This window comes from Nocardia vaccinii NBRC 15922, assembly GCF_001613305.1.
In the GTDB taxonomy this organism is placed as follows: Bacteria; Actinomycetota; Actinomycetes; order Mycobacteriales; family Mycobacteriaceae; genus Nocardia; species Nocardia vaccinii.
Window position 1 is genome coordinate 1 of sequence record NZ_BDCC01000101.1, and the last position, 14762, is coordinate 14762.

Annotated in this window: 14 protein-coding genes; 11 read left to right on the forward strand and 3 right to left on the reverse strand. The window is 66.4% G+C overall.

Translation table 11 applies throughout. The features are described 5' to 3' along the window. The first annotated feature begins 187 nt into the window (after positions 1-187). Positions 188-1735, forward strand: coding sequence for an AMP-binding protein (locus tag NV1_RS41085; protein WP_067904969.1), 1548 nt, complete (start codon positions 188-190; stop codon positions 1733-1735). Between the two features lie 229 nt (positions 1736-1964). Here NV1_RS41085 and NV1_RS41090 read toward each other — a convergent pair whose 3' ends face one another. Both NV1_RS41090 and NV1_RS41095 read right to left on the reverse strand, forming a co-directional pair. Beyond that, positions 1965-2996, reverse strand: a complete 1032-nt coding sequence (locus NV1_RS41090; RefSeq protein WP_067904972.1) for a phosphotransferase — start codon at positions 2994-2996, stop codon at positions 1965-1967. A 2-nt stretch (positions 2997-2998) separates the two neighbouring features. Further along, positions 2999-4069, reverse strand: a complete 1071-nt coding sequence (locus tag NV1_RS41095; protein WP_067904974.1) for a phosphotransferase family protein — start codon at positions 4067-4069, stop codon at positions 2999-3001. A 310-nt stretch (positions 4070-4379) separates the two neighbouring features. Between NV1_RS41095 and NV1_RS41100 the strand changes: the two genes are divergently transcribed. From NV1_RS41100 to NV1_RS41110, 3 genes are all read left to right on the forward strand, one after another. Then, positions 4380-5348 (forward strand): LysR family transcriptional regulator, encoded by a 969-nt coding sequence (locus tag NV1_RS41100; protein WP_067904977.1) that lies wholly within the window; start codon positions 4380-4382, stop codon positions 5346-5348. A 161-nt stretch (positions 5349-5509) separates the two neighbouring features. Continuing rightward, positions 5510-6019 (forward strand): hypothetical protein, encoded by a 510-nt coding sequence (locus NV1_RS41105; RefSeq protein ID WP_157117767.1) that lies wholly within the window; start codon positions 5510-5512, stop codon positions 6017-6019. A gap of 48 nt (positions 6020-6067) precedes the next feature. Next, positions 6068-6784, forward strand: a complete 717-nt coding sequence (locus NV1_RS41110; protein WP_067904984.1) for a hypothetical protein — start codon at positions 6068-6070, stop codon at positions 6782-6784. Between the two features lie 191 nt (positions 6785-6975). Here the strand turns inward: NV1_RS41110 and NV1_RS41115 are convergent, their stop codons facing one another. Further along, positions 6976-7773, reverse strand: a complete 798-nt coding sequence (locus NV1_RS41115) for a hypothetical protein (protein ID WP_067904987.1) — start codon at positions 7771-7773, stop codon at positions 6976-6978. Positions 7774-7923: 150 nt separating this feature from the next. On the opposite strand from NV1_RS41115, the gene NV1_RS41120 reads away from it, so the two are divergent. From NV1_RS41120 to NV1_RS41145, 7 genes are all read left to right on the forward strand, one after another. Continuing rightward, positions 7924-8562, forward strand: a complete 639-nt coding sequence (locus NV1_RS41120) for a TetR/AcrR family transcriptional regulator (RefSeq protein ID WP_067904990.1) — start codon at positions 7924-7926, stop codon at positions 8560-8562. Between the two features lie 405 nt (positions 8563-8967). After that, positions 8968-9828 carry an alpha/beta fold hydrolase gene (locus NV1_RS41125; protein WP_067904992.1) on the forward strand — a complete coding sequence of 287 codons (861 nt, stop codon included), beginning with the start codon at positions 8968-8970 and terminating at the stop codon, positions 9826-9828. After that, positions 9825-10850 (forward strand): VOC family protein, encoded by a 1026-nt coding sequence (locus tag NV1_RS41130; protein ID WP_067904995.1) that lies wholly within the window; start codon positions 9825-9827, stop codon positions 10848-10850. Before NV1_RS41125 ends, NV1_RS41130 begins: the two co-directional genes overlap by 4 nt. After that, positions 10847-12610, forward strand: coding sequence for a bifunctional 3-(3-hydroxy-phenyl)propionate/3-hydroxycinnamic acid hydroxylase MhpA (gene mhpA, locus NV1_RS41135; RefSeq protein WP_084526726.1), 1764 nt, complete (start codon positions 10847-10849; stop codon positions 12608-12610). The genes NV1_RS41130 and mhpA overlap by 4 nt, the downstream gene beginning before the upstream one ends. Continuing rightward, complete coding sequence (locus tag NV1_RS46245; protein WP_245714196.1) at positions 12607-12969, forward strand: hypothetical protein; 363 nt, start codon at positions 12607-12609, stop codon at positions 12967-12969. Before mhpA ends, NV1_RS46245 begins: the two co-directional genes overlap by 4 nt. A gap of 2 nt (positions 12970-12971) precedes the next feature. Next, a complete protein-coding gene (locus NV1_RS46250; RefSeq protein ID WP_245714197.1) occupies positions 12972-13397 on the forward strand; it encodes an amidohydrolase family protein in 426 nt (141 codons plus the stop codon). A gap of 286 nt (positions 13398-13683) precedes the next feature. Next, complete coding sequence (locus NV1_RS41145; protein WP_067904998.1) at positions 13684-14712, forward strand: YdcF family protein; 1029 nt, start codon at positions 13684-13686, stop codon at positions 14710-14712. Positions 14713-14762 lie beyond the last annotated feature (50 nt).

Genomic DNA, 14762 nt, shown 5'->3' on the forward strand with positions numbered 1-14762 from the left:
GAATCCGACCACTAGTTCTCCATTCCTGCCGATTTGCTCTCGAGAATGAGAAGCGCGTTCTACTCTCGACTAGAGCCTGATTCTTGAATCGGGTCTCGCCGGGGCGAATCCCGGCGTCGAATCTCGTATCACCTCGATGGAGCGGCGCAGCGCCGCCGACCGTCGTGCAGGGCATTGGAGCTCGACTATGCGTGTTGTCCCACCGGATCTGGTCGAACGGTACGAACGCGAGGGGTGGTGGACCTCCGATACGATCGCGGATCTGCTCGATCGCGGATTGGCCGCCGCACCGGATGCCGAGTTCCGAGTCCACTCCGCCGTCCGGCCGTGGTCGGGCACCTTTCGCGACGTCGAGTTGGTGGCGCGGCGATTGGCCGGTGGCCTGCGCGCTCGCGGCGTCGGCGCCGGGGATGCGGTCGCCTTCCAACTCCCGAACTGGATGGAGGCGGCGGCCGCGTTCTGGGCGGCCTCGCTGCTCGGCGCGGTGGTGGTGCCCATCGTGCACGTTTACGGGCACAAGGAGGTTGGCCACATTCTCGGTTCGGTCCGACCGCGCGTATTCCTCACCGCCGACCGATTCGGTTCGCGCACTTACGATCCCGAGGTGTACGCCGGGGTGTCGATCGTCGGTGTCGTGGGCGGGCGGGATTCCGCGACGGCGTTCGAGGCCCTGCTCGCCGACGAGCCGTGGGCGGGGCGGGCGACGGTTGATCCGGCCGCGCCGGTGCTGATCGCTTTCACCTCCGGGACGACGAGCGCACCGAAGGGCGTGATCCACAGCCACCGGACCCTGCTGTTCGAGACCCGTCAGATGACCGCGCGGCGTCCCGCCGATCTGACCGCGCAACTCATCACCGCTCCGGTCGGCCATTTCATCGGCATGCTCAGCGCGTTCCTGATGCCCATCCTGGAGGGCAGCACGATCGATATGGTCGACACCTGGAATCCGGAACAGGTTCTCGAGCTGATGACGGCGTACGGCATCGCCGTCGGCGGCGGTGTGCCGTACTACATGACGAGCCTGATAGACCATCCGAAATTCACTCCGGAACATCTGGCCTTGATCAAGTACGCGGGGCTGGGTGGTGCGCCCGTGCCGGTCGCGGTCGTGGAGCGGCTCACGGCGTTGGGTATCAAGGTCACTCGGTCCTACGGGAGTACCGAACATCCGTCGATGACGGTGTCCGAGTACACCGATTCCCCGGACAAGCGGATCTACACCGACGGCTGTGCCGCGCCCGGCGTGGAGGTGCGGGTGCGCCCGGACGGTGAAATCCTCAGTCGCGGACCGGATCTGTGCCTGGGGTACACCGACGACGCGCTCACGGCCGCGCGGTTCGATGCCGACGGCTGGTATCACACGGGCGATATCGCCTCGCTCGATACCGACGGATATCTCACGATCACCGACCGCACCACCGATCTGATCATTCGCGGCGGTGAGAACATCAGCGCACTCGAGGTGGAAGACGTCCTGATCACCGTGCCGGGGGTCGTCGAGGCGGCGGCCGTTGCCGCACCCGATGCCCGGCTGGGTGAGCACGTGGCCGCGGTGCTGCGCCTCGCGGCCGATATCCCGGCCCCCACCCTCGAGGATCTGCGCGCGCATTTCGCGAATGCCGGTCTGGCCAAACAGAAATGGCCCGAGGAGATCCACATCGTGACCGACTTCCCGCGCACCGCGAGCGGCAAGGTCCAGAAGTTCGTGCTGCGCCGGAACCTGCGTTCCGCGTAATTGCAGGCGTCCCTTCGCCGTTCGTTCCAGTCCTTCCTGGAGACACCCATGTCCACAACCCGGGCCCGGCCTGTGCCGCACGGTACCGGCGCACCGATCATCCACAGCGCCAACAGACTCGACGACGCCTCGAAATCGCGCATCGCCGGGATATTCGTGCTCGACACCGCAATCGCCCCGCTGCGATACACCATGGTCGCCGCCGTGTGTGTTCCGCTCGGCGAGCCGTTCAGACGCCGAGTAGATCCAGACTGCGATGGCGTTCCACCGCGCGGGCCAGCCGGTCGGTGAGATGTTCGATGACCGGGCGTTCGACCGCGCGGGTGATCGCCCACATGAACAGGCCGTCCGGCAGGCATGCGCGGTACAGCCACCAGGCTCGGTCGGGATCGGGCGGGGTGACGCCGTGCGAAGCCAGCCGGCCGAGGTAGTGGTCCACCAGCTCGCGTTCGTGCCGGGCGAGGTCGTCCGGGGTCAGGACGGTGGCCAGATGGTAGGCGACGTCCAGGGCCCAGACGCCGTGCTGAACCACCTGCCAGTCGATCAGGCCAGGACTGCCGTCGGGGAGTTGGTAGATATTGCCGGTGTGCAGATCGCCGTGTACCAGGCAGGTCGCCGAGTCCGGCGAGAGTGCGCCGATCGCGTGCATCGCCGCGATGAGCCGGTCGGCGCTGTGTACTTTCGTCGAGATCGCCTGTGCACGACCGTCTTCGAGCTGCGATTGCAGTTGTCCGGCGGTCAGGTGTCCGGCGAGCGACACCGGGCGCGGCGGGAAAATCCCGGCCGGCACGGGGAATTTCCCGTTCCAGGTGGCCGAGTGCAGAGCGGCGAGCTGATCGAGCGTGGCCGCTGCCTGCTCGGGCCCGTACCCGACGCGGGGGTCCAGGAAGCGCGCTCCGGCGGCGACGAGGTCGTGCATCAGCACGAGTGCGTGACCGCTACGCTCGTCCACCTCGGCGTACACACAGGGCGGGGTGCGGACCGGAAGATCTCGGGCGGCAAGGCGATAGAAGTCGGCCTCGGCGCGCGTCGCGCGCCGGACGGCCGGGTTGAAATACCCCTTCGCGCACAGTGCCGCGGGTGCGCCGGTCGCATGGGCGTACTCGACGCGGAACCGCACTTTCGTGGCAACGGTTTCCAGCCGCTCGACTGTCTCGGTGCCGGTCACGACGACATCGGAGTGATCGGTGCGCAACGCCGCGGTGAGCCAATCGGGCGAGAGCACCACCATCTCGTCGCGGGGCGCCGGGCCGCCGGGCATGTTCACCGAACCCCCTCGGGCACAACGATACCGGCCAGATCGCAGGCATGATGCAGATACGAGAAATGCCGGGTACTCGTGGCCGCCATCGGCGGCAGAGAGCGGCGGCTGTGCAGACTCAGTAATCCGACCTTCAGCCGGGCGAACACCTCGTGCCAGTGCAGATCGTCCGGTGTGCGGCCGGTGGATTCACTCCACAGCGCGATCGTCTCCTCGCGAGTGCCCAGACCCTCCAGCCGGGGCACGCCCTGTCCGACCGACAGTGATTCATCGAACAGCAACCACCAGGCGAGATCTGCCACCGGCCCGGCCAGCGACACCTGTTCCCAGTCCATCACCCCGACGACTTGGAAGTCGTTGTCGTACATGATGTTACCGATCCGGGCATCACCCCAGGACAGCCCGGGAACCGAGGTGGACGGCCGGTGGGCGTCCAACCATTCGAACAGCGCCACCGCGACGTCCGGAGTCTTCTCCCCGAATGCCCAGTCCGCGTACGCATGCCAATAGGACAGCTGCTGCTCGTCTCCTGGGGCACCGTGCTCGGGCCGGTCGACGAACGCCACCTGAGCGATCGGCACGCGATGGATCGCGGTCAGCTGCCGCATCGAGTTCTCCCACAACATCCGGCGCTGCGCTGTGGTGGCCTCGAACAGCCAGCCCGAGGAGTTGTACACCGGCATACTCACCGGCACCCGACCGCGCATGCGCCGCATCGCGTAGAACGGCCTGCCCAGGACCGTGGGATCGGATTCGAACCAGAGCGGTTCGGGCACAAGGACATCGGATCGGCCGAACAGGGCGCGCAGAATGTCGTACTGCAGCCGGAACCGGGGTTCGTAATACATCTGATGTTCCGGCGCGGGCGAGATCCGAACGGCGTAATCCTCGATGCGGCCGTCGGCGCGGGCTCGGATCAGGAGGGTCTCGTTGGAAGCGCCCGCTCCCCTGGGATAGTCGGGCGGTTCGATCTCGACCTCGGCTGCGCCGAGCCGGGCGGCCAGCCATGGGTGCAGGGCACGCATGGCAGCGTCGAGATCACGGCCTTTGGAAAATACCGGCGCTTGCTCCATTGCGCGACACCATCAACCTTTCGGGGCATGACCGCCGAAGACGGCCGGACGGAACGACCCGGGTCACCTCACCGGCAACCAGCAGAACTAGGTTCTGATACAAAGTAGAACATGACTCTTATTTTCTGGAAGTCAAACTCTGGAAAAAGTGGTGGGTACCGCAGTAGCCAGCGACCAGAGTTGGTGCGGTATAGAAAGAAGAGGATTCTCGCTGCGAGCCGGTGCTGGGTATCGGAAGATCTGATGCTTCACCGGGCCAGATGCCGGTCTGGGATCCTCCGTCTCGATAATGCCTCGTCAGGAGCAGCGCATGGATCTCAAACAGCTCAAGGCGCTGGTCACCGTGGCCGAGGTGGGGAGCGTGACGCGCGCAGCCGAACTGCTGCGCCTGGCCCAGCCCGCCGTGACGCGCCAGATTCGCACCTTGGAACACGAATTGGGCGTGGAGCTGTTCGAACGCAGTCGCACCGGTATGCGGCTGACGGATGCGGGTGCGGTGATGGTGGAGCGGGCCGGGCGGGCGTTGCGGGAGCTGGGCCGGGCACGGGCGGAGATCACGCCGCCGCCCGGTGTGGTGGGCGGGGTGGTGACCGTCGGCCTGCTGGAGAGTTCGGTCGATCTGATCGCGGGCCGACTGACCTCGACGGTGCTGCGCGATTATCCGGGCATCGAATTACGTATTCTCACAGCGTATTCCGGACATCTGCAACATTGGATGGACGACGGCGATCTGGATCTGAGCCTGCTGTACAACCTGTCCGGCTCGCCGTCGCTGAATGTGGCGCCGCTGGTCAGTGAGCGATTGTGGGCGGTGGCCACCGTGGACGCGGGACTGTGCGCGGACCGGCCGGTGGCGCTGGCCGAGGTGGCGGCGCATCCGGTGGTCATGCCCGCGGCCGGACATGCGCTGCGGGTGTTGATCGATGCGGCGGCGGCCGAGGCCGATGTGGTGTTCGAGGTCGGGGTGCAGACGAATTCGATGCACTTGCAGAAGTCGCTCGTCATCGCTGGGCACGGCTGGACGATTCTGCCCGCGGCCGGAATCGTGGCCGACGTGGCCGCGGGCCGGTTGAGCGCTGCCCCCTTGCGGCAGCCCGAGATTCGGCGGTCGATCGTGCTGGGCATGCCGCGCGCCGGACGCATGCCCGCCGCCGTGGATCTCGTGGCCCAGGCGATCGCTCGTTCGATGCGTGCGGCCGTCCGGGAGGGCAGATGGCTGTCGGCGCGATGGTGCGGCGATCCGGAGGCGATCGAGCCGATGCCGCCGCGTCGATCGTGAGGCGACCGTGTGGCGTGATCACGTGCGTGCGAGCATGCCGATCCCGTATGGGTGCATAGCAGTTTTTTATTTTCCAAACACACCCCTCATCGATCATTATTCTCGGTATAAGAGAATCTTATTTCCACCCTTGTTTGCACGCACGATGAGGACCTGCGACGATGTATCACATTTCTCGAGCCACCGCCATGGCCGCCATGATATTCGCGGCGACGGTGATCTCCGCGGGGGCGGCGAACGCCGATGCGGTGAATCCGGCGCAATCCGCGCCGGAATCCGTTCCGCCGGCTCCCGCCGGCAATTCGCCGCAGGCCACTCCGGTCGATCCGGGGGCCGAATATCTGAAGGCGTTCGACGGCATCGCGGGAACCTTCGCGAACGACTCCACCGTGGGGCGTGTGGTCGGCACGACGGCCGGTGTAGTGGCCGGATGTGTGGTCGGCGGCGTCACCGGCGGCACGCTGTTCATACCCGTCGCGGTGCTGACCCCGGTCGGTGTCGTGGGCGGCTGCCTCATCGGCGCGGCCGCTCTGGGATTCGTCGGCGGGACGGTGGGCAGTATCGTCTCCGGATCGCCCGCGACCGCGAATGTATTGAATCAGCAATATCAATCACTGCATTCCAAGGGGCTGATCGCCACACCTGTTCCGGTGCAGAGCGGCGCGCGGTAATTCTCGTATTTCGTCCGATTCCCGAACTATCCACATTGTGAGTGAGAGATGACATTCAAAAATCGAGGGGCGGCGGTAACCGCGTTGACCGCCATGGCGGTGGTCGCGGCGTCGGGCGTCGCGAATGCCGATACCGCGGTGCCGGCCGGTCCGGCGAAACCTCCCGCCGTGGCCACCGACGTCGCGCCCGGCGTGCGATACAGCGACGATCCGGCTACTGGTCTGGCTGTCCTGCGCACCCCGATCGGAACGGTGGCCGTACAAGGCGGGCAGTTCGGTATCCAGGACGCCACCGGACACACCCTGGCCGGGGCCGCGATTCCGGCGGCCGCTACGCCGGTTCAGCCGACCACCGCGACCATCACTGCCACCCGCGTCGCCGCACCGGCCCCCGCACAGCAGTCGCCCGATGTGATGTCCGACCTGAATCAGGCTGTGGAAGCGGCCAATCCACACATGGGTATGGCGATGGCCGTGGGCTCGCTGGCCGGTTCGATCGTCGGCGCCGCCATCGGCTGCCCGTTCGGCGTCGCCACCGGCGGAACGCTGATGGCGCTGGCGACGGCGGGCACCATGACCGTTCCGGCGTTCGCCGCCACCTGCCTCGTCGGCGCGATCGCGGTCGGCGGTGTGGGCGCGTTGGTCGGCGGGGTCGCCCTGGCGATCCCGGTCGGCATCGCGGCGGGCGCGCAGACGTTCAACGCGTTGCAGGCCCAGCATCACGCCCCGTCCGCCTCGGCTCCCGCCCAGCCGGCCGGCAGCTGAGCCGGACCGTCCGTAGGGCGGCGCGTCGCCGACCGTGTGGAAGACCTCCCGATAGCCGGCGAACACATCCGGCGCGGGAGGCATCGTGACCGAACTCGGCAGCGTGCCGTCCCCTCGGGCGGCCCGGTTACCGGCGATGCGATGTTCCGTAACGGCTGTCCGAGGTCGGCCGGCGGTGCCTCGAACTGTGATTACGCGAAGTCGGCCGTGATGTAGTCGGCCGCGGCGGTTGTCCATGGCGTGTCGGTGCCCGGCATGTTCTGCGCGGAATAGAGCACGTGCTGGCCCTGCGGATACGGGGTGAGGTATCCGATCACGCCGTTGACCGCCTCCCCGTAGCGCTGGAGGTTGTTCAGCGGGTTCAGCCTCAGGAAGTCCAGCAGCTGCGCGAAGATCAGGTAGCCGATGTCGCCGATTCGTGCGCCCTCGACGAACGAGAACGGTGAGATGCCGACGTCGATGACGCGCAGCGGCGAATCGGCCGGCGATGCGGTGATGATGTCGCCCGGATTCGCGTACTCCCGGGTCGCGACCCGGGCAGGCCAGGTTCCGCGCTGGCCGTGCAGCCCGAACGTCGTCGGCGGGCACAGGTTGTTCACCGAATCTCCCGCTTTGCGCAGCGGATTGGCGACGAAGACGGCGAAGGCGATCTCCAGGGGACTTCCGTCGGTATTGGTGTACTGCCCCGCCGCCACCCCCTCGAGGATCCGGCTGGCGCAGATCCCGCCCAGCGAATAGCTCAGCAGTCCACAGATATTCGGCGACTGCTGGATCGCCTGCACCCCCGCGGCGGTGCCCAGTCGCACCGAGGTGTCCAACGACGACCCCCACAGATTCGGGTCCGGCCCGACCGAAGCGGGCCAGTCGGGTTCGAAGAAACTGAAACTGCTGGTCGGCAGCAGATCGGTGATCGAGGCCAGCATGCCCGTGGGTGATCCGTCCGCGTTCCGTGTCTCCCCGGTGCCTCGCAACGTGATGATGTCGATCATGGATTCTCCTTGACCGCAACGGTTTTCCCGGTGCCTTCAGGGTAGACCAGCAACTGTGATGTGCGCCACTCCGACTTCGGTGACCGCATGAATCGACTCTGATCATTTCCTCAGTTATGATTTCTGTAACGATCCGACTGGGAGGTGCCGATGACCGCTGAGCCCGTGGTTGGAAATCGCATCGACCGCCGCCGCGAGCGGACCCGCAACGCATTGCTGGGCGCGGCGCGAAAGTTCTTGTCCGAAGGGCGATCCGCGGTCAGTATCCAAGAGATCACCGATGCGGCCGATGTGGGTTTCGGCTCGTTCTACAATCACTTCACCTCGAAGGAGCAGTTGTTCGACGAGGCCGTGCGATCGGTGCTGCGGGTCTACAGTGAGATGCGCGACGGCATCGTGGCCGCCTACGACGATCCGGCCGAAGTGTTCGCGGTGAGCTTTCGCATGACCGGGCGGATGCAGCGGCGGATTCCCGAGGGTATCCGGGTGATCCTGAACTCCGGCACGTCGATACTGCTGCGCGACGAGGGCCTGGCCCCGCGCGCCCGGCGTGACATCATCGCCGCGCAGGAGCAGGGCCGGTTCGAGCCGATGGATCCCGATATGGCGATCATGGCCGCCGGCGGCGCGCTGCTCGGGCTGCTGCAACTACTGGACGCGCGGCCCGATGCCGACGCCGGTGCGCTGGCCGACGAGATGACCTTTCACATGCTGCGCATGTTCGGCATGAACAAACGCACCGCGCGCAAGCTGTCCAGCGGCGAACTCCCGCCATTGCCCGAGCTGTAATCCTCTCCCTCCCAAGGGATTCCATTACATCACTGGTCGGCGGCTCGTAGTCCGGCGGTGAGGGTGACCGCCTGGCTCGCGACGGATGCGTCTGCGGGCCACGCGCCGTGTTCTTCTCGCTCGACGTGCGGACGAGGTGCGGCGTCGAAAGCGTTGAAGCTTCTTCCTGATCATCGAGGGCGGCTCTGCGAGATGCTGCCGTCCGACTTCATTCGTACGCGAGCAGCCGCAGGTCAGGGTGGTGAAATCGCACATGATCATATCTGATGATCGGATCAGGTCCGATGTTTTCCGTGTTGACGCCCGAATTCGCGGTATTGAGGATTTCATCAGAAAAGCTTGACAGATGAGCTGATCGCAGTTGATGATTTCATCATCAGTCGAGTGGAGGTAGCCGTGACAGGCATGGAGAGCGCAGTAGCGGCCGGACGAACGGTCCAGGTCGACGACCGGGAAATCTTCGTCACAGAGGCCGGTGACGGGCCTGTCCTGGTGCTGCTGCACGGCGGTGGCCCCGGAGCCTCCGGCCTGTCGAACTACTCTCGGAACATCGATGCTCTGGCGCGGCAGTTCCGGGTCATCGTGCCGGATCTTCCCGGTTACGGGGGTTCGACCAAGCGAATCGACCAGTCCGATCCGTTCGGCGATCTGGCAGCGGCGGTCGGTGGCCTGCTCGATGCGCTGAACATCCCCAGCGCTCATCTGATCGGCAATTCCTACGGTGCGGCCGCCGCCCTGCGGCTGGCCATGGACCGGCCCGAGAAGGTGCAACGGCTGATTCTGATGGGTCCGGGCGGCGTCGGCACCACCCGTGCATTGCCCACGCGAGGCCTACAGGCTCTGCTGTCCTATTACGGTGGCCAGGGACCCGCTCGCGACAAGCTCGCCACCTTCATCAACCGGTACCTGGTGCACGACGCGAGCACGATCACCGACGAGATGATCGACTGCCGGTATCAGGCCAGCCTGGACCCCGAAGTGGTGGCGAATCCGCCATTGCGGCGTCCGTCCGGCCCGTTGGCGCTGCGCACACTGTGGCGGATGGACTTCACCCGCGATCCGAGACTGCGCCGAGTCGCCCACCCGACGCTGGTCATCTGGGGTGTGCAGGACAAGGTGAACCGTCCCTCCGGCGGGCGCATGCTCGCCGACCGGATGCCGAACTGCGATCTGTACACGGCCGTGGCGACCGGTCACTGGGTCCAGTGGGAGCGGGCGGAATTGTTCAACGGCCTGGCGGCCTCCTTTCTGGCGGCGTCGCGATGACCGGGTTCCGGCGGCCCGGCACCGACGGTTCGGTCTTCGGAGCCGTCCACCTCGGTTACCTTGTGGTCGAGTCGCATCGCATGGTCGACTGGCGTCGATTCGGCGCGGACGCGATCGGCTTGCACGTCGACTCGGTGGGGGACTGCCTGCGTTTCCGGCTGGACGAGCATGCTTGCCGTTTCCTGATCAGACCCGGTGCCGCAGAGGATGTTACGGCTATCGGCTGGCAGGTCGACGATCACGCGGCGTTCGATCGGATTCTCACTCGCGTCCGCGACCGGGGCGTGCCGATCGAGGAGGGCACGCCGGAGCAGACGGCGCTGCGCGGGGTGGAACGTCTGTGGCGATTCCCGGGCCCGAAGGGGATCACCACCGAAATCTTCACCACGCCGCTGATCACCGACGAGCCGCTGCGAATGCTCAACTCCGGCTGGGTGACCGGCGAGGCGGGCATGGGGCATGTGGCGATCGTTTCGCGCGAACCCGAGGCGGTGCGGGGCTATTACCACACGCTGTTCGACTCCCGGCTCAGTGACTACATCGACGAGAACATTTCCGGATTGAAGATGAAGGTCCGCTTCCTGCGCGTCGATCAACGTCACCACTCGATCGCCATCGCCAATATCCGAGGCATCGGGATCGACCCGATCCGTACGCGCGTTCAGCACCTCAATATCCAGGCGGCGACCCTGGATGACATGCTCGCCTCCTTCGCGCGGGTGACCGCGCTCGGATTCCGGATGCAGTGGACGGTGGGGCAGCACACCAATGACCGTGAGCTGTCGTTCTATTGCGTCTCGCCCTCGGGCTTCGAGCTCGAGGTCGGCTGGAATCCGATCGTGATCACCCCCGAGCTCGAGGCCGGATGGCAACCGTGCACGTACCAGGGCATCAGTCTCTGGGGACACGACACGGTCGGGGGAACGGTGCTGGACAAGCTCGCGCAACTCCGGCAAGCCGCGCGGAGTGCGCGTGCGCCGGAGATCACAGTCCCCGAACTCAGCGGAGGCCTGCCACGATGAACACATTCGACCATGACGTTGTGATCGTGGGGCTCGGTCCGACGGGCCTGACTCTCGCGAATCTCCTCGGCCGTCGGGGAATCGACGTGCTGGTACTCGAACGCGAGCCCGAGTACTACGGGCTGGCCCGCGCGGTCTACACCGACGACGAGGGGATGCGCGTCTTCCAAACCGCCGGCGCCGCAGACGAACTCGCCGCGGATATGATCGCCGACTCGACCGTGCAGTGGGTTCGCGGTGACGGCAGCGTGCTGGCGCAGTTCCAGGACGTCGACCGGTCGCTGGGCTGGCCGGTCTCCAACTTTCTCTACCAGCCGTACCTCGAGAACACTCTCGAACGCGCTCTGGACCGCTATCCGCACGTCACCGTCCGTCGCGGCCGTGAGGTGGTGGATTTCGACCAGACCGCCGACAGTGTGAGCGTCGAGCACGCCGAATGTCGCGGCACCGGGTACGGCAAACGCGCACCCGAATCCCGTCCGCGCACCGCCGAGCGTGTGCGCGCTCGATTCCTGGTGGGCTGTGATGGCGGCCGCAGCGTGGTACGCACCGAACTCGGAATCGATATGCGCGGCACCAGCTTTCCTGAGCGGTGGCTGGTGGTCGATGTGAAGGCGAAGGACGGTGTCGACGCGTTCCGGCACCTGCCGTACTTCGATTTCGTCTGCGATCCCGTGCAGCCGACCGTGTCGTGCCCACAGCCCGATCATCACCATCGCTTCGAATTCATGCTCTCGGATTCGCAGACCGAGGAGGAGATGGAGGACCCGGACACCGTCCGCCGCCACATCTCACGCTTCGTCGATCCCGGCGAGGTGGACGTCTTGCGCAAACTCGTCTACACCTTCAATGCCGTTGTCGCGCAACGGTGGCGGGTGGGCCGGATTCTGATCGCCGGTGACGCCGCCCACATGACCCCGCAGTTCATCGGCCAGGGGATGAATTCCGGCGTCCGGGACGCGGACAACCTGTCGTGGAAACTGGCCGCGATCATCGAACACGGTGCGGCTCTGCGGATCCTGGATACCTACGAATCCGAACGCCGCCCGCATGCCGAGGCGATGATCGACCTGTCGGTACTCAACAAGAACATCGTCTCCATCGACAACAAGCTGATCGCCGCGGCACGCGACATCGGACTCGCCACCGCGATGCGGACGCCCGGTCTCCGCGGCTGGGTGCGCGCGGCGAAAATGAAGCCGCGCCCGCGGTTCCGTCGCGGCGTCTACCTCGGGTTGCCACGCGCCCGCCTGCGAGGAGTGGCGGGCACGCTCGCACCGCAACCGCGGGTGCGTACCTACGAGGGCCGCCACCAGCGCCTGGACGATGCGCTCGGGACGGGATTCGCGATGCTCGGCCACAGCGTCGATCCTCGGACGGTGCTGGGCGCGGACGATGTCGCGGTCCTGCGGGCACTGGGGACGCGATTCGTGACCGTGTATCCGATCGGGGGGCGGCCCCAGGGCAAGCCGGGCGATGGCCGCAGCATCGGCGCGGACTTCCGCGATATCGAGGACCACACCGGCGCGCTGATGAAATGGCTGGCCAAGGCCGGTGTAGGGGCCGGTGGACTGGTATTGCTACGGCCGGACCGATACGTGTTCGGCACGGCAACGGGAACAAATCGGGACGCGCTCGTCGGTGAACTGGTCCGCCGGCTCGGCATCACGTCGCCGAGCGCTTCGGGTAACGGAACCGGGCGAGATCAGCGGGCGAATGCTGAATCATGTTCGGCCACACAGAAAGTCGAGCCGCGATGACTGATTCACTGTCGGATCCGGCTATCGGCCCGAGCCGCCGCGGCTTGCTGGGGACGGCCGTCGGCGCCCTGGGCGCCGCGGCGGTAGCCGGTGCCGTTCGCGCCGAGGCCGCACCCGCTCGCCGACACACGCCACCGTCCGGCAACTATCGCATCGACCTGCACGCGCACTTCCTGCCGCCGGAATACCGGGCCTCCCTGCTCGAGCACGGCCATCTCACCGTCGGCGGCTATCCGACCCCGAACTGGTCGCCGGAGGAAGCCATCCGGCCGCGATCCCGGATCAGTCGAAGCCGAAGCTTCCGCTGCCGGATTTCCTCGAGGAATTCACCTTCGACACCACTCGTGCCGCCACGATGATGATGGTCACCGGGGTCACCCAGCGCTATCCGGACATCCGCTTCCAGCTCGCGCACGCCGGAGGCACACTGCCGTTCCTGTCGCACCGGATCGGTGTTGCCTCGCAAACCGTCATCGGCCGAACCTGGCCCGCCGGCCTGCCCGAACCCTCGATTCTCGATATCCGGAATCAGATCTCGCGCTTCTATTACGACACCGCGCTGAGCGGTTCACCCGCAGCCATGGCCGGCGTACTCGTGGTCGCCGCGCGTGACCGCATCGTCTTCGGTTCCGACTGGCCGTTCAGCGCCCTGACCCTCCCACAGTCCGGGAGCCATGATCCCGCGCCCGGACTCAGCGACATCTTCGACGCCGAACAGCGCGTGGAGGTCGAACACCACAATCCGCTGCGGCAACTTCCGCGCCTGCGCGAGGCCGTCGGCGGTTAGCGCGCCATCGCGCGGCGTGGGCCGGATATCGACGCTGTGTGTGCTGGGTGTCGACAGGTTCGCCGCCTCGATCGGCTGCGGGGACGACCGGGAGACGCGAGGCCGCCGTCGGGGCTCGCCGAGCGTGGTGTTTGATTCGGCATGTCGCTGGGAATCGTTCGTACACCGGACGTCCCGCCACCGCGAACGCGTGCATCGCCATGCCGTTTCGCGGTGACGTGACGCTCGTTCATCCGCGGATCCGCCGGGTGCGTTCGGTTTCACCGAGGGAAGGACGAGCAGTCCGATGGAGCCTGCGGCATTGCTCTCGGCCGGTTCGGTGCTGGCGGTGATCGGGTTCGCGCGAGTGGCCCGGGAACCGCGCCGATTGTCCACGGGATTGGTACTGCTGGCGGCCGTGACGCTTATCGTGGCCGGGCTCGCAATGGTCGTAACCGGAGTGTCGTCACTGACCGCGCCGCCCACCGCACCGTCGGCGGTCGCCGCGGTACTGCTTCTCGTCACCGGTGTCATGTTGGTGGCCAACGGCATCGAGGTCGTCCGGCGCGAGGGGATTTCGCCGACCACGCTCACTCCGGTGGTGGTGGGTTCCGGGCTGATGCTGTTGGCCGTCGGTGTCGCGGTCGTCATCGCCCGGCCCGCGGTGCCGACGTGGGTGGCCCGGGTGACCGTTCTGTGTTGCATGGCGGGCGTCTATCTGGTGGCGCATCTGATCGCATTCGCCGGTTATGCCGTGCTGTACAACAATCTTCCGGACCGGGAGCAGGCCGACGCCGTGGTCATCCTCGGGTGCGGCCTGCATCGCGGCGCGGTGACGCCGTTGCTCGCCGCCCGCCTCGAGCGCGGTATCGCGGCGTACCGCACCGCGGTGGCCTCGGGCGCGCTTCCCGTGGTCGTCACCTGCGGTGGGCAGGGACCCGATGAGGTCACCTCCGAGGCCGAGGCGATGGCTCGATATCTCACCGATCGTGATGTGCCCCCGGATTGCATTGTGCGGGAGAAACATTCACGCAGTACGGCCGAGAACATCCGGAACTGCGTGCGCGAGTTGGCCGTTCGCGGCACACCGACGGAGCGGACCCGAGTCACGATCGTCACCAGTAACTTTCACGTTCTCCGTGCGGCCGCGCTCACCCGGCGCTTGGGAATCGACGGTCAGGTCGTCGGAGCGCGCAGCGCCGGATATTTCGTTCCCGCGGCATTCTTGCGCGAATTCTTCGCGGTCCTGACAACTCATTACCGGCGAACTCACCTGATATTCGCCGTGATCGCGGTCGCCGTGGCCCTCGATGCCAGGGCGCTGTTTCCGCAGTGATCGCGACCCGGCGTCTGGCTCGCCCCTCATCGGCGAGCCGGGCACCGCGC

Excerpts from the sequence above, each read along its gene's own strand:
- NV1_RS46250 (WP_245714197.1), top strand. The coding sequence starts at position 12,972 with ATGGTCACCGGGGTCACCCAGCGCTATCCGGACATCCGCTTCCAGCTC.
- NV1_RS41105 (WP_157117767.1), top strand. The coding sequence starts at position 5,510 with ATGTATCACATTTCTCGAGCCACCGCCATGGCCGCCATGATATTCGCG.
- NV1_RS41125 (WP_067904992.1), top strand. The coding sequence starts at position 8,968 with ATGGAGAGCGCAGTAGCGGCCGGACGAACGGTCCAGGTCGACGACCGG.
- NV1_RS41110 (WP_067904984.1), top strand. The coding sequence starts at position 6,068 with ATGACATTCAAAAATCGAGGGGCGGCGGTAACCGCGTTGACCGCCATG.
- NV1_RS41120 (WP_067904990.1), top strand. The coding sequence starts at position 7,924 with ATGACCGCTGAGCCCGTGGTTGGAAATCGCATCGACCGCCGCCGCGAG.
- NV1_RS41100 (WP_067904977.1), top strand. The coding sequence starts at position 4,380 with ATGGATCTCAAACAGCTCAAGGCGCTGGTCACCGTGGCCGAGGTGGGG.
- NV1_RS41145 (WP_067904998.1), top strand. The coding sequence starts at position 13,684 with ATGGAGCCTGCGGCATTGCTCTCGGCCGGTTCGGTGCTGGCGGTGATC.
- mhpA (WP_084526726.1), top strand. The coding sequence starts at position 10,847 with ATGAACACATTCGACCATGACGTTGTGATCGTGGGGCTCGGTCCGACG.
- NV1_RS41095 (WP_067904974.1), bottom strand. The coding sequence starts at position 4,069 with ATGGAGCAAGCGCCGGTATTTTCCAAAGGCCGTGATCTCGACGCTGCC.
- NV1_RS41085 (WP_067904969.1), top strand. The coding sequence starts at position 188 with ATGCGTGTTGTCCCACCGGATCTGGTCGAACGGTACGAACGCGAGGGG.
- NV1_RS46245 (WP_245714196.1), top strand. The coding sequence starts at position 12,607 with ATGACTGATTCACTGTCGGATCCGGCTATCGGCCCGAGCCGCCGCGGC.
- NV1_RS41090 (WP_067904972.1), bottom strand. The coding sequence starts at position 2,996 with ATGCCCGGCGGCCCGGCGCCCCGCGACGAGATGGTGGTGCTCTCGCCC.
- NV1_RS41130 (WP_067904995.1), top strand. The coding sequence starts at position 9,825 with ATGACCGGGTTCCGGCGGCCCGGCACCGACGGTTCGGTCTTCGGAGCC.
- NV1_RS41115 (WP_067904987.1), bottom strand. The coding sequence starts at position 7,773 with ATGATCGACATCATCACGTTGCGAGGCACCGGGGAGACACGGAACGCG.